11 protein-coding genes and 1 riboswitch are annotated in these 13,499 nt (G+C 43.6%); all 11 genes read right to left on the bottom strand.

The features are described from left to right. Positions 1-6: 6 nt before the first annotated feature. The 11 genes from sepF to ftsZ all read right to left on the bottom strand — a co-directional run bounded on the left by sepF (position 7) and on the right by ftsZ (position 13,487). On the bottom strand, positions 7-462 hold the full coding sequence (sepF, locus tag MKX71_RS08310; protein ID WP_003244791.1) for a cell division protein SepF: 456 nt from the start codon (positions 460-462) through the stop codon (positions 7-9). Continuing rightward, positions 459-1,151 carry a YggS family pyridoxal phosphate-dependent enzyme gene (locus MKX71_RS08305; protein ID WP_014479734.1) on the bottom strand — a complete coding sequence of 231 codons (693 nt, stop codon included), beginning with the start codon at positions 1,149-1,151 and terminating at the stop codon, positions 459-461. Before MKX71_RS08305 ends, sepF begins: the two co-directional genes overlap by 4 nt. A 6-nt stretch (positions 1,152-1,157) precedes the next feature. Next, complete coding sequence (pgeF, locus tag MKX71_RS08300) at positions 1,158-1,994, bottom strand: peptidoglycan editing factor PgeF (RefSeq protein WP_212060505.1); 837 nt, start codon at positions 1,992-1,994, stop codon at positions 1,158-1,160. A gap of 162 nt (positions 1,995-2,156) precedes the next feature. Beyond that, positions 2,157-2,402, bottom strand: coding sequence for a YlmC/YmxH family sporulation protein (locus MKX71_RS08295; protein ID WP_003232153.1), 246 nt, complete (start codon positions 2,400-2,402; stop codon positions 2,157-2,159). 82 nt (positions 2,403-2,484) lie between these two features. Next, positions 2,485-3,765 carry an N-formyl-4-amino-5-aminomethyl-2-methylpyrimidine deformylase gene (gene ylmB / locus MKX71_RS08290; protein WP_305090459.1) on the bottom strand — a complete coding sequence of 427 codons (1,281 nt, stop codon included), beginning with the start codon at positions 3,763-3,765 and terminating at the stop codon, positions 2,485-2,487. An 87-nt stretch (positions 3,766-3,852) separates the two neighbouring features. Further along, positions 3,853-3,954: riboswitch (TPP riboswitch) on the bottom strand. 12 nt (positions 3,955-3,966) lie between these two features. Beyond that, positions 3,967-4,761 (bottom strand): ABC transporter ATP-binding protein, encoded by a 795-nt coding sequence (locus MKX71_RS08285; RefSeq protein WP_029317772.1) that lies wholly within the window; start codon positions 4,759-4,761, stop codon positions 3,967-3,969. A gap of 147 nt (positions 4,762-4,908) precedes the next feature. Further along, on the bottom strand, positions 4,909-5,691 hold the full coding sequence (sigG, locus tag MKX71_RS08280) for an RNA polymerase sporulation sigma factor SigG (protein WP_009967190.1): 783 nt from the start codon (positions 5,689-5,691) through the stop codon (positions 4,909-4,911). Between the two features lie 139 nt (positions 5,692-5,830). Continuing rightward, positions 5,831-6,550 (bottom strand): RNA polymerase sporulation sigma factor SigE, encoded by a 720-nt coding sequence (sigE, locus tag MKX71_RS08275; protein ID WP_003221446.1) that lies wholly within the window; start codon positions 6,548-6,550, stop codon positions 5,831-5,833. Positions 6,551-6,612: 62 nt separating this feature from the next. Continuing rightward, on the bottom strand, positions 6,613-7,542 hold the full coding sequence (gene spoIIGA, locus MKX71_RS08270) for a sigma-E processing peptidase SpoIIGA (protein ID WP_003232163.1): 930 nt from the start codon (positions 7,540-7,542) through the stop codon (positions 6,613-6,615). Between the two features lie 192 nt (positions 7,543-7,734). Further along, the gene (locus MKX71_RS08265; protein ID WP_339231947.1) at positions 7,735-12,036 is read right to left on the bottom strand and encodes a bacillopeptidase F; all 4,302 of its coding nucleotides are present in this window, start codon (positions 12,034-12,036) and stop codon (positions 7,735-7,737) included. A gap of 302 nt (positions 12,037-12,338) precedes the next feature. After that, positions 12,339-13,487 carry a cell division protein FtsZ gene (ftsZ, locus tag MKX71_RS08260; protein WP_021479331.1) on the bottom strand — a complete coding sequence of 383 codons (1,149 nt, stop codon included), beginning with the start codon at positions 13,485-13,487 and terminating at the stop codon, positions 12,339-12,341. Positions 13,488-13,499: the final 12 nt, after the last annotated feature.

Here is a 13,499-nt window from a genome sequence, read left to right as displayed (position 1 = left end):
CTCGCTTTACCACCTCTGATGTTCGTCTTCAGATATGAGCTCAGAAATTGTGCCTGATACATCTACGTTGTCAGGCGTGCAGAGGAAAATATCTGAGCCGATTCTTTGAATATCGCCGCCAATGGCATAAACGGTTCCGCTTAAAAAGTCAACAATCCGCTTCGCCTGGTCATGCTGTATCCGCTGAAGATTGACGACAACTGCCCGCCGGTTCTTCAAATGGTCGGCTATTTCCTGCGCCTCCGCATAAACGCGCGGCTCACTCAACACCACTTTAGAGGATTTCTGAACACTTTGCAAGCTCACTACATTCTGTTTGCCCGCAGGTTTATTCCCGTTGTAAGCCGGCTTTTCTTTTTGCTCATGCTCCTCATGAGATTCCCGCTCTGTCTCAATATATTCATATTCGTATTCTTCATCTTCCATTGAGAAAAAGTTTTTCAGTTTATTTTTCATACTCATTGCTGTACACCCCCTGTTTCATTTCCGACTAACGATGAGCCGATTCTAATATAAGTAGCTCCTTCTTCAATTGCAATTTCAAAATCATTTGACATGCCCATCGACAGTTCAGTACACGGAGCGTTCGGCTGGTTCAGCTTCTGAACCTGGTCACGGAGTTCTCTCAGCGACCTGAAACAGCTTCTGATCTGATCTTGATCATCAGTCAGCGGAGCCATTGTCATCAGCCCGGCAACAAGGATATGTTCGAAACCGGAAAGCTCCTGTATGAATGGAATGACTTCTTCTTTTTTCATGCCGTGTTTAGAAGGCTCAAGAGAGGTATTGACCTGCACAAAGCATCGTACAGTACCTTCAGCCCGTTTTTCAATTTCTTTCGCTAATGAGAGCCGGTCTAGGGAATGGATATAGGAAACCGCATTGACGACAGATTTTGCTTTTCTTGATTGCAGACTGCCGATAAAATGCCATTCCGGATTCCCTTTCATCAATTCCTGTTTGCGGAGCAGTTCCGCATCCCGATTCTCTCCGAGGCAGGTGATGCCAGCATCTACTGCCTCCTGTGCTCTTTCAGGCGATACATATTTAGTGACTGCAATAACCGTAACTTCATCGGAGCTGCGGCCCGATCTGTTACATGCTTCGTTTATTCGTTCGTTTATATGTCGTAAATTATCAACAACACGCAAGATCTTTTATGCCTCCTTCATTCCGATAAAGGACATCATCCGTCCAGTTTTCCCCTGATCGCGGCGGTGAGAATAGAAAAGAGACGGCTCGCTTTCCGTGCATAAACCGCTGACAGAAATTTGTTCACTTGCCAAACCGCTGTCCATCAGTATAAGACGGTTCAGCTCTTTCAGATCAAGCTGATATTGTGCCTTTGCCGTCTGATTAACGACAAGGTCTGCTGAAACCGGCAATGCGCGGACAGCATCCATGACGCGGTCGTCTACCGTATAGCATGCTCCGCTGATAGACGGGCCAATAACAGCGTAAATATCTGAGAGATTTGAACCTTCCTTCTCAGTCCATTGCTTCACCATTTCTCTGCCAATCTGTTTGACGGTGCCTTTCCACCCGGCATGGGCGACTCCGACAAGCGACTTAACCGGATCATAAAAGAAAAGAGGCACACAATCAGCAAAGCATAATGCTAAAAATACATTTTTTTCATTTGTATAGAGCCCGTCCGTTGCTTTTAGAGCCGTGTGATACTCACGGGCGCCTTTTCCCCTATCCCTCTGCGTCACTTTCTGAACGCGATTATCATGTGTCTGATCAGCGAATACCCAAGACTGCAAATCAGTATTAAACATATCGGCAATATATTCACGATTTTTAACTACATCTGCATCTTTGTCATGAACGTGCAATCCTGTATTTAACGATTCAAAAGGCTTTTGGCTGACACCGCCGTTTTTTGTCGTAAATCCGGCAATGACCTCTTTGTTGTTTTGATTCGTTTGAGCCCAGTCTTGTATCATGAGTGTCGAGGGTGTGGTAAGACTGAATGGGTGATATGTATTCATGATGATCCAACCTTTCGACAAACATTTAAAAAAGCGGAATTTCCCACTTATTTTACCACATCTTACTGCATTCGTTGAGCGCCGATTTGCATATTTCTAAATGAAATGTGCCGGAAGAATCGAGACTTCCGGCATTTGCCAATCTGCGGCAGACAAGCAGGTTTATGCATGCGGTTCACTTAATCGGACTAAGATTACATCTTCCCCGATTTTTACTATATTTCGCCATGGAATGACCAATTCCTCTTCTTTTCCAAAAAATCCGAGAACTTTCCCATTTCCTCCGAGTATGATCGCCTGAATTTTTCCAGTGGTCACATTGATATCAATATCACCAATACTCCCCAGCTTTTTTCCGTTTGAGACATTGACGACATCCTTTACCTGAAATTCTGAAATGCTGATCATTCCATCACGTCCTTTTTCCGTCCTTTTGTTCAAGTATATGAACGGGCAGGCTGAACCTTGTCAGCAAGAAGAAATTTTCATGTCATTGTTCTTTTTTCCGGCTGCACCAGCTGATGATAAAATCGAGTAAAATTTTTGTATACTCTACTAGCTGCTCAATCGATACCTTCTCGTTCACAGAGTGTGCACTGTGCAGATCTCCAGGACCGTATATTACGCATGGAATACCGGCATCATACAGCCATCCGCCATCTGTAACTGATTGAGAAACGTCAATAATTGGACACTCCCGTTTCACTTTCTCATGAGAGGCAGTTAGCGCTAAGACGCCTGGGTGGCCAGGGTCAACTTCCAATGCCGGAAAAATTTCTCCTCTGTCTTCTATCATAGATGAGCCTCCCCACTTGAATACAGGGCGGTTTTCCCTAAGCCAAATATCACTGTCACTCAGCCGATTGACGTAATCTTCTATTTCCGCTGCCACTTGGTCATGGGTTTCATTCGGATAAAAATGGACTGTGATCCACAACCGGCATTCGTCCGCTATAAAAGCCGCATGTCTGCCGCCTTCTATAACTGCCGGGTTAATCGTATTTGTGCCTGGTTTAAAACCGGGATAACTTTTCATAATAGACCAGTGGCGCTCAAGTTCACCGAGCCCCGCAATGATTTTTGCCATTTTTTCAATTGCGCTTGCTCCGAATGTTCCTCCGCCTGCGTGAATCATATTCCGTCTCGTTCCATCATGAAATGTTTGACTGCTTTTGATTTCGATCCAGCCTGTAATGACACCCCCTTGGCCTTGAATATGCATATCGCTCGTATCCGCGACAATTGCAAAATCAGCGTGGTAGCCCCTCTTGCAGCATTCAAGTGTGCCGGCTTCTCCAACTTCCTCCCCAATAACCGATTGCAGAATCAGATCACCTGGAAGCTCAATGCCGGCTTCACGAATTAATTTGACAGCAAACAGCACACAAGCCATTCCGCCCTTCATATCGGAAGCGCCTCGCCCGATTAAGAGACCGTTTTTTTCAATGGGATGAAACGGATCGTGCTTCCATTCTTCATCCTCTTTTACCTCTGCCACATCTACATGACCATTGATAATCAGGCTATAATAATCTGCTGAATCTGTTCCCTTTAGCTTGCCGACAACATTGGGATCTCCAGGGTACACATCCCATTTGTCGATCGAGAATCCCAATTCATTTAAAAATCCCGCAATCCATGACTGAATGCCCTCTGTATTTCTTGCAGGCGGAGCGGGTGTTTGATAAGAAATCAGTGTTTTAGCAAGCTGAATAAGCTCCTCCTTTTGTTCTTCCACTTTTTTTTGCAAAGAGTCTATTTGTTGATCCAATGTAAATCCGCTCCTATTCTTTAAAATCAAAAAAGCCGTTTCAAATGTGATGAAACGGCTTAATAAAAACAAACGAAGTCCGATGTACTCCGCTTTTCACCGCTTCCCTCCGCTGGCATGATCCAGATCAGGTCAAAAGGGTTGAGACAAAGTCTCTCTCAGCTTCGCAAAGCACCCCTAGGATGAATCTATATATGTTTGTCAGGCATTCGTTATCGGCTCAGCTCTTGTTAAAAACGGCCGATCCTGATTCCATAATACATGGATTGGCGTATCAAAAAAAGCGGAAAGTATTTGATCAGTAAGCATTTCCTTTATTTCTCCGGATCCAAAGACCTCTCCCTGTTTTAATAAAAGGGCTTTATCAAAGACAGGCAGAATTTCTTCAGCATGATGAGTCACATAAAGGATAGATGGTGCATTTTCTTTGTTTGCAATGTATGTAATCGTATCTAACAACTTTTCCCGGGCAATAAAATCCAGCCCTGTGACTGGTTCATCCAGTATCAGCAACTCCGGATCGGCCATTAGTGCTCTAGCAATCAACGCTCTTTGTTTTTCCCCTTGAGAAAGGGTTTCATAGCGGCGATCGGCATATTCAATTGCTCCCAAGTCCTCTAACAAACCAATCGCTTTTTCCCTGGTTTCCTTACTTGGCGTTTCATATAACCCAATCGAAGCGTAAGCTCCGCTCAAAGCAATTTCAAAGGCTGAATCTGCCGGATACAATTTTTGCTGAAGAGCTGCTGAGACGAGGCCAATTTTACGTCTGAGCTTTTCCCCAAGCTCTGTTTTGCCAAATTCATGGCCAAGCACCTGCATCTCGCCTGATGTTGGAAAATAATATGAGCAAAGCATATTTAACAGCGCTGTCTTCCCGGCGCCATTTAGGCCGTAAAGCACCCAATTTTCCTTTTCTTCCACCTTCCAATGAATATCTCTCAGTATCCATTTCCCATTCCGTTTTAGTGAGACATTGTCAAGCTGCAAAATCATCGTGGTCCTCCTCTTTATTGCCTTTTATAATTGTTTTAATTTTCATAAAACTTTGTACGAACTAGGATACCTTACTTTTTCCAAAACGTAAACCATCCGTAATCAATAGAAAAGCCTTTAAAACAACATCGTTTTAAAGGCTTTTCATTATTGATGAATATTTTTATTCATTTGTTTGATAGCCGCTTTTTCAAGTCTGGACACCTGCGCCTGAGAAATTCCGATTTCCTCGGCGACTTCCATTTGGGTTTTCCCTTGGAAGAATCGCTTTCTCAAAATCATTTTTTCCCTATCATTCAGCCTTCTCATGCCCTCTTTTAAAGCCAGCTCTTCAATCCATTGTGAATCTGTGTTACGCTCATCACTGATTTGGTCCATCACATAGATCGGGTCTCCGCCGTCGTTATAGATCGGTTCAAATAGAGAAACCGGATCCTGGATGGCATCAAGCGCAAATACAATTTCCTCATGCGGTACTTCAAGAACTTTTGCGATGTCTTCTGCAGTCGGCTCCTTGCTTGTCTCACTGATTAACCGCTCTCTTACCTGAAGCGCCTTGTAAGCGATGTCCCGGAGTGATCTTGAGACACGGATCGGGTTATTATCGCGTAAATACCTGCGGATCTCTCCGATAATCATAGGTACAGCGTATGTTGAAAACTTAACATTGTGGCTTAGGTCAAAATTATCAATGGATTTCATTAGTCCGATGCAGCCGACTTGAAATAAGTCATCAACATACTCCCCTCTGTTATTAAATCGTTGAATGACACTTAAGACAAGACGCAAGTTCCCGTTTACAAGCTTTTCTCTTGCTGAATCATCGCCTTCATCCTGCAGCTGCCTAAACAGCTTTCTCATCTCTTCATTCTTGAGTACTGGTAATTTGGAGGTATCCACCCCGCAGATTTCGACTTTATTTCTCGACACTTTTTTCCCTCCCTACAGGAGCTGCTGTACAACGTTAAGTATCTCCTTGGGTGGGAAAAATATGCACTGCACTCAGACCGAAAAACTGTCGAAATCAGGAAATCCCTGTAAAATCAAGGGGTTCTAACCATAAAATTTTTTACACCATTTTGTTGAACTCTTTTCTCAACCTTTTTATAATTCTTTTCTCAAGCCGCGAAATATAAGACTGAGAAATCCCCATCATATCCGCTACATCCTTTTGGGTTTTTTCTTCTTCACCGACAAGCCCAAACCGCAGCTCCATGATTTGCTTTTCTCTCTCATTAAGCTGTTCAAGCGCTTTTTTCAAAAGCTTTTTATCGACGTTAGCTTCTATGTCTTTAGTGATGATGTCATCGTCAGTGCCGAGCACATCAGAAAGCAAAAGCTCATTGCCGTCCCAATCAATATTAAGCGGTTCATCAAAGGAAACCTCTGAACGGATTTTGTTATTTCTTCTTAAATACATCAGGATTTCATTTTCTATACACCGGGAGGCATAGGTAGCAAGCTTGATTTTCTTTTCTGGATTGAATGTATTCACAGCTTTGATTAGACCGATGGTACCGATGCTGATTAAATCCTCTATATTAATTCCCGTATTTTCAAATTTACGGGCGATATATACGACCAGACGCAAATTGCGTTCAATTAGAATGGCGCGCGCCGCCTGATCGCCGTTTGGGAGCTTCATTAACAAAACCTGCTCCTCATCTTTAGATAATGGAGGCGGCAGGGCTTCACTCCCGCCTATGTAATAGACTTCATCACTTTTCAGCCCAAGTTTCATCAGCAGCTTATACCAGAGGTGCGTCAACCGTAATTTCAGTTTTTTCATCTTCCTCTCCCTTCTAAATGTCACGCCATTTGAGTATGATAAGTAACGGACATTTGCGAACATTATGAAACGTGTTTTACAGCCTTGCCCGAAAGCATTTTCGGATGAATAATCGCGTCAAACTCTCCATCTGCCGACAGCTTTGTTGTGCTGATACCGATTAAACATTTATCTGCAGAAATCATTTCTTCTTTTGTCATAATCGTTACGTGATCCGGTTTAACGCATAATAAAAATTGATTTTGCTGACCAACTCCCCTGTATGGAATCAACCTCATTTTATCTAAAAAGCGAAAGGAATCATCGAGCTGTTCGATGGCTTCCAATGGGTCTGTGTTTCGAATGATCATCGTTTCGGCTGTTCCGAAAATCGGCTCCAATTTATCAATGTAAATGATCATTACCGGTGTTTTTGTAAGAGGATCGTACAGCTGATTACCGGAATCAATCAGGCCTCTGACATGAAGTGTTTGGCTGCCCAAATCTGCCTGCACGCTGACTCGTTCCTCATATTGAATGTTTTTTGTTTCAATATCTTCAATTCTTCTTTTAGAAAAAAACCATAATGCTGGAAAGCCACCAACAATAAACAACCAGCTGATCGGGTCTCCAAACCCTGTTTGATTGGTAATCATGACACCGTTTTGAACAATAGAATTTGACTGCAGCAAAGAATGGGCTCCTATAATTCCTCCCCCCATTAAAAAAGTGGCAAAATAAAAGGAAAACAAATTTTGAAAGAAAAACCGAAATCTTTTAAAGCCAAATGTCACCACCACAATCACAACTGAAAAAGCTAGCTTCCCAGCCGGATGTTCAACAATCGGCGAAAAAGGAGTAAACATCAAAAGGACAATACTGGAACCGATGAACGCTCCGCCTACCAGTCTTCTTTTTTTTACATGCCTTTTTAAAATAAATGCCGTGAGCAAAAGCAAAAGTGCATCAAAACAAAAGTTTAACAGCCAAATGACATCTAAATAGATTTTCACATCTGACTCCTTTCTTTCTTGCCTCACGCTGTTCCCCTGCTTGCTTCATAAGTATAAAGCAAGCTCTGTGGGAAAGTCTGTCAATTAATGTTGAGAGGAAAATACAATTTTTCAGGGAAATCTGCTTAATTTGTCGAGGAAGTGTAATGAGAGGATATAAAAAAGCTGCCAATGACGGCAGCTTTTTTCCACTTAATTTTCTGTGTTGATATTAAGTTTTCCATTCGCAGTTTTTCTAGTTTCATTTCCATAATCATCTCGTACGATCACTTCTACTTTTGCTCCTTTTGCTTTAATAGAAGAAGTGGCTGTCCAATAGCCTTCATATCTCCCCGGAGAAATTTCTCTTAACGGGAGCTCGGTGGCGTTTTGCACACTCGCTCTTGCATTCGTCAGCGGCATACGAATGATAAACGTTGCATCCAAATCCTCAGCGCTTGAGAAAGCGATTTTCACAGATTCACCGACTTTTAAGTTTTTATCCTCTCCCGGAATTAAGCCGGAAATGACAGGCTTGTCAAAGTTCACATCAATGACTGTCTTTTTCGTGGTTTTGTTGCCTGCCAAGTCTGTAGCAATCACCTTGATTTCATTTCTTCCATTTTCCAAAAGAATACGGGCTGAGTATGAACCATCAGCTACTGTTGCTTTTTTGCCATTCACCTTGACGTCTTTCAGATTGTCATCGGATACAGCCCCTTTGACAGTCAGCGTTTCTTTATTTGTTTTCCCGCCATCCTTTGGATTGTCCAGCGTTAACTCAGGCTTTTCTTGATCAAGCGTGACCGTGATTGGGCTGGAGGCATCTGTTGTTCCGTTGTCAGTTGATGCAGTTGCCGTCAGCTCATTTTCACCCTTGTTGAGTGTGATGCCTGCATGGAACGTGCCATCCGCAGCGGCTTTCGTTTCTCCTGCCTCTTTCTCTCCATTATAAATGTGTACCGTTGTACCAGGAGAAGCTTTTCCTTTTACAGTGACGCTATCCTTATTTGTGTATGATTTGTCTGTCGGTGAAGTAATCTCAGGTACAGCAGCTTCGTAATCAACTAATGCGCGAATCATATAGTTGCCGTCTGCTTTGTCACCCGGCTCCCATTGTCCACCTATATACTGCCAGTTGCGGCCGGAATTCTTGCCGGTTTCATCCATTGCCAGTCCAGGTGAATACGGGTCAGGTTTCGACTGGATATATACGAGATAAAAGTCTTTATCGACCATAATCCCTTTTGAACTGAGATCTACCTTAGTCCACTCGCCATTGCGAAGAGCTTCAGCGTTAAATGGCCCGGCAATTTTCTTGCCCGGTGCTCCGTCTTTTCCTGTGGCATCGTATACCTCAACCTTAAACTCTGTGCCGCCCGGATCTGGGAACTCTGTATCCCAGAATCTAAACAGCCCTCCTGTAAGCATGCCTTTGTCCTTGCCGTCAGCGAGCGTCATTTTTACCGCCCATCCGTTACCGGCAGCAAAATAGGAATTGGCATTCTCCGCTGTTCCGTCATCATATGCAATTTCACCCGGATAACCGACGAAAGGCTTCAATGCAGTTTCTTTTGTAACATCACCTTTTAACTCAACGGAAAATTCATCACTGTAATAACCCGGTGCAGCGACTTTAATCGTATAAGCGCCTTCATAGGCCTCCAGCGTATATTCACCTTTGTCGTTTGTCATAGCCGGTTCCACAGCAGCATCCTCTACAACATAAACGGAAGCGCCTGTTACCGGCTCTCCTGTCGTTTTATTGATGACCGTGCCTTTTAATGTGCCCTTCTTCATCTCTTCTAACGTAAAATTAGCTTGTGTCGTCTGATCCGTCTTTAAAGATACTTTTTGTGTTTTCGACTGATAACCATATGCTTCTGCCATAAGCGTATAGTCTCCCGCTTTGTGCTTCAGCGTGTACTGCCCTGTGGATTGATCTGAATATGTTGATTTTCCTGTTTCCACTACACTGACTTGTGCCCTGAGCGGCAAAACTTGAGGCTGTATAGCCTTGTTCTGATGTTTTACCGCTGTGTTTGCAGATGGCTTAGCCTTTTTCGGATTTACTGGCTTTTTCTTTTGCTTTCCAGACGGCTTTTCGACGCCCAGCTTATTCTTTTTGACTGTTTTTCCGGCTGATTTGTCAGAAAGCACTACATCATCAATATACCAGCCCTCTTTTGCAATGCTTTCATCAGATTGAAGGTTAAACATCACTTGAATGTTTTGGCCTTTATAAGCCGATAAATCAATTTCTTCGTCCGTCCAGCTTGATGTCTTTCCGTTATAGACACCAGCCTGCTCCCAATTCTTTTCACCTTCCGGAAGAACAAAAACGTAGCCGTAATCAAAATCATCCTCTAAATTGTGCCAGCTTTTAAATTGAAGGAACAGACTTCCTGAATCAGGTGCTTTAATAGGAGGCATAACAAGGTTCATGTTTGCTGAGTTGGCATAATTTCCTGTCAAATTCGTTCCATATACTTTTTCTCCGGATGCTGCTGTATTTGGGCCAGTTGACGGAACTCCCCATTCCCAGTTATTATTTGTTCCGCTCGCAACCCAGCCGCCGGGTGCAGTTTCAAAGTCCTGCTTATATCCCGCCGTGATGCTTGGTTTCACTGTTACATCGTATACGTCAGACGAAACGACATGACCGCCAAAATCGTGAATCATCCACTTATAGCTTAGTTTAGTTCCTTTTATATCTGGGATCTCTGCCTGATACGTTCCTTTTAGATGATCACCGCTGATTCGTTTAGCCGTTATTTCTGTCCATTCACCTTGATCAAGCTTGTAGGACAGCTTTACAGATGTCACACTCACATTGTCTTCAGCTGTCAAAGTCAGTGGCAGGCTACCACCTTCATAAGCTTCAGTTACTTTCTCATGCTGATAGACAGGAGGCTCTTGGTCATCCCCCTCTACAGAAACTTGTCCTTCCGCTTTGCCTAAACCATCTGTAACAGCGGATACAGCATCAAAAGCATTCACCAGACCATGGCCATATCCGTTATTCGGTGAATCAGGAAATGTTGAATCCGTGAGCGGTTCAGCCGTGCTGGTTAATATATCCTCCATCTCATCAACAGAAAGTGAGGCATTCGCCTGTTTCAGCAGTGCAGCAACAGCGGATACATGCGGCCCTGCCATTGATGTGCCGTCCCAACCATCCTCATATGTCTGACCAGGAACGGATGAACGAATATTAACGCCCGGTGCAGATATTTCCGGCTTTATCTCATCATATGGAGATGGCCCTTGAAGAGAAAAGTCAGCGAGCTTTTTATTGATATCAGTCGCTCCAGTTGCAAACGATTCTGGATAGTTTGCCGGATTTGCGATAGAACCAGGCCCGCCGGGAATAAAGAGATCCGTATTCCCCGCTGAAAACTCTGGGAAAATATCGGCCGCACGCCAGGCATTGACCATGTCTCTGTACCATTCATCAAGTCCAGAACCCCCTCCCCATGAGTTATTGACAACATCAGGAGCCATTTCCGGGTGGGGATTTCCTTCCGCGTCCTTTGGTGCTAAAACCCATTCACCAGCTTCCAAAATGTCAGCATCAGTGCCGCCATCTTCAGAGAACGCTTTAACAGCAATCCATTTTGCGCCAGGCGCTACACCGATTTGATTTGTTCCATCAGGTTCAGAGCCCACCATCGTGCCTGTCACATGGGTTCCATGAGCCAAATCATCATAAGGGCTTGCCTCGCCTGCTACGGCATCATACCAGTTCATTTCATTTTCAGGCTCATTAGGATTTTCCGGATTATATCCGCGATATTTCTCTTTTAATGCCGGATGATTCCATTCCACCCCGGTATCAATGGACGCAACAACCGTGCCAGTTCCATCATATCCAAGTGCCCAAGCTTTTGGAGCTTCGATTTGGTCTACATTCCATTCCACACCGTCAGTTGCTTTAACAGCTTTCTGTGCTTTTTTCATATTAAATGGGGAGGATGACTTAAAAAGCTGCCGTTTCTCATTAGGAAGCACCTTTTCCACTTCGGGAAACTGCGCCACTTTTTCCATAACCTCTTTTGAGGCATGAACAGCAATCCCGTTCACCACATAATAAGAATGAATTTGGTCTGCATTTCCTTTATCTTTCTGGGTGTTCAAGTATTTTAGGACATCTTGCTGGGATTCATCGGCTGTGACTTTTAAAGCTGACACAACAGCAGAACGCTTTTGATATTCCGCCTTAGCGGCAGACAGCTTCTTCGATTTCGCTTTTTTAACAGCCGCTTTTGCCGCTTTTTCTGTGTTAGCCTGATCTTTAAATTTAATCAGAAAAGTCGTTTTTTCTTTCTTTTTAAAGCTTTTCTTTAATGAACTCGAAATCTTGTTTTGAATGGATTCCGCAGATTGAAGCTCCTTTTTAACAGAAGGTGAGGTGACTTTACTGCTTGCCCCGGCTGATCCCGGAAACAGCAGTGAACTGATGACAACTGTACTTAAAACAGAGCTGATGAGTCTGTTTTTCGTTTTTTTCTTCATTTTCATCCCCCTTTTTCAACATGCTTTTTAAAAAAAGTGTCGTCCCTCCTTTTAATAATGAATGGTTTGTCAGAACATCGCTGTATATTAACTGTAGACAATCTGAATTACAGATATTGTCGTTTCATGTCATTCGATTTCCATATATATGAAAATGATAAAAATGTCACGAAAATAAATAGGTCTAATTATCTGTTTTGTTACTAAGCGAAGGAAGCAATAGGGAAAAAGACTTTATAAGAAGGAAAGTGTGAAGAGAAAAACAAAAAAGGACAAAATCGAAAACGATTTTGTCCTTTACATTAGCCGCGTTTATTACGGTTTCTTAAGAATGTCGGGATGTCAAGCGTATCATCAGCCGGCTGTGAAGTATGACGGCTTACTGTGTTCTGCTGCTGAGGCTCCTCACGTTTTTGCTCACGCTTCGGAACACTTTGATTGTGTGTTTTGATGCTTTGATTTAAGCTTGGACGCTGAGGCTTCGTCACGTCCTTCTCTTGTTCGATAAAGCCGGTTGCAATCACTGTCACCACAATCTCATCTTTTAGATTTTCATTAATAACAGAACCGAAAATCATGTTTACGTCTTGATCAGACGCCGAAGCGACAATGTCTGCTGCTTCTTGAACCTCATATAGGCTGAGGTTTGTTCCTCCAGTGATGTTCATGAGGACGCCTTGCGCACCGTCAATGGCCGCTTCAAGAAGCGGGCTGGAAATTGCTTTTTTTGCTGCCTCTGCCGCGCGATTTTCCCCAGTAGCAATACCGATACCCATCAAAGCAGATCCTTTGTTTGACATGATTGTTTTCACATCAGCAAAGTCAAGGTTGATAAGACCAGGTGTAGCAATCAAGTCAGAAATACCTTGAACCCCTTGGCGAAGTACGTTATCCGCTTCACGGAATGCTTCAAGCATCGGTGTGTTTTTATCAACAATTTCAAGGATACGGTCGTTCGGGATCACGATCAGTGTATCCACCGCTTCTTTCATTGCCGAGATTCCGCCTGCAGCCTGAAGCTGTCTTTTGCGTCCTTCGAAGGTAAACGGTCTTGTCACAACGCCGACAGTTAATGCGCCTAAGTCTTTCGCGATTTGTGCGATAACCGGTGCGGCACCTGTTCCTGTTCCGCCGCCCATACCAGCTGTCACGAATACCATGTCAGCACCTTTAAGTGCTTCTTCAATCTGCTCTTTGCTTTCTTCAGCGGCTTTTTTCCCGACTTCCGGATTCGCACCTGCTCCCAATCCTCTAGTCAGCTTTGCGCCGATTTGCATTTTCACTTCTGCTTTTGACAGGTTAAGAGCTTGAGCGTCCGTGTTTACCGCGATATACTCTACTCCTTGCACTTCATTTTCAATCATTCGGTTAACGGCGTTGTTACCGCCGCCTCCTACTCCGATTACTTTAATTGATGCTAAGCCGTCTATGTTTGTTTCGAACTCCAACATGCTAAATCCTCC

Origin of the sequence: Bacillus sp. FSL M8-0071 (assembly GCF_037975455.1) — a bacterium.
GTDB classification, from domain to species: Bacteria; Bacillota; Bacilli; order Bacillales; family Bacillaceae; genus Bacillus; species Bacillus subtilis.
The sequence above is the reverse complement of the archived record's forward strand: the minus strand, read 5'-3'. Positions and strand labels throughout refer to the sequence as shown.

Bases quoted from the DNA above. Each gene is read 5' to 3' on its own strand.
- ftsZ (WP_021479331.1), bottom strand. From the start codon at position 13,487: ATGTTGGAGTTCGAAACAAACATAGACGGCTTAGCATCAATTAAAGTA.
- pgeF (WP_212060505.1), bottom strand. From the start codon at position 1,994: ATGAATACATATCACCCATTCAGTCTTACCACACCCTCGACACTCATG.
- MKX71_RS08265 (WP_339231947.1), bottom strand. From the start codon at position 12,036: ATGAAGAAAAAAACGAAAAACAGACTCATCAGCTCTGTTTTAAGTACA.
- MKX71_RS08295 (WP_003232153.1), bottom strand. From the start codon at position 2,402: ATGATCAGCATTTCAGAATTTCAGGTAAAGGATGTCGTCAATGTCTCA.
- MKX71_RS08285 (WP_029317772.1), bottom strand. From the start codon at position 4,761: ATGATTTTGCAGCTTGACAATGTCTCACTAAAACGGAATGGGAAATGG.
- sepF (WP_003244791.1), bottom strand. From the start codon at position 462: ATGAGTATGAAAAATAAACTGAAAAACTTTTTCTCAATGGAAGATGAA.
- sigE (WP_003221446.1), bottom strand. From the start codon at position 6,550: ATGAAAAAACTGAAATTACGGTTGACGCACCTCTGGTATAAGCTGCTG.